The sequence below is a fragment of the Psychrobacter sp. UBA2514 genome, assembly GCF_002341255.1.
GTDB lineage: Bacteria > Pseudomonadota > Gammaproteobacteria > Pseudomonadales > Moraxellaceae > Psychrobacter > Psychrobacter pacificensis.
In genome coordinates this window covers 5,506-5,898 of record NZ_DDNS01000037.1, presented here as the reverse complement: position 1 = coordinate 5,898, position 393 = coordinate 5,506, and the positions used below count along the sequence as shown (strand labels likewise).

General features: G+C 49.4%; 1 protein-coding gene. It reads left to right on the top strand.

Annotated features, from left to right (window positions below; translation table 11 throughout):
* Window positions 1-393, top strand: a 393-nt coding sequence (locus B3V51_RS09970) for a cysteine protease StiP domain-containing protein (protein ID WP_286708345.1), incomplete at both ends; no start/stop codon positions are given.

Sequence of the window (393 nt, the reverse complement as noted above, 5' to 3'; positions counted from 1 at the left end):
GTGACCGTCCTGCTCGATATCGTCGATAAAGACGCTGTTGCTGATGTGCCCGTCAGTCAAAAAGAGGCACTCATTCAAAGTGGGCAACGTCACTACTCTGATATGTTGACCTTGGAGCAAGCGCCTACCGCGATGCATGAAGAGCTATACCAACAGGCACTAGCGCAAGGTGGTAAGAGAGCCGCAACTGATATCGCACGCTTAGCGCATACCCTACATCATGTCTTTTGTCATGATGTCAGTGACGAGCATCCGCTAGTCTTGATTAGCTTGGTACGGGCAGGTCTACCGATTGGTGTGCTATTGCAGCGTGCGTTATCTGACACAGATAGCAGCTATCATTTGCCAAGTATACATTATGGCATCAGTATCATTCGTGATCGCGGGCTAGAT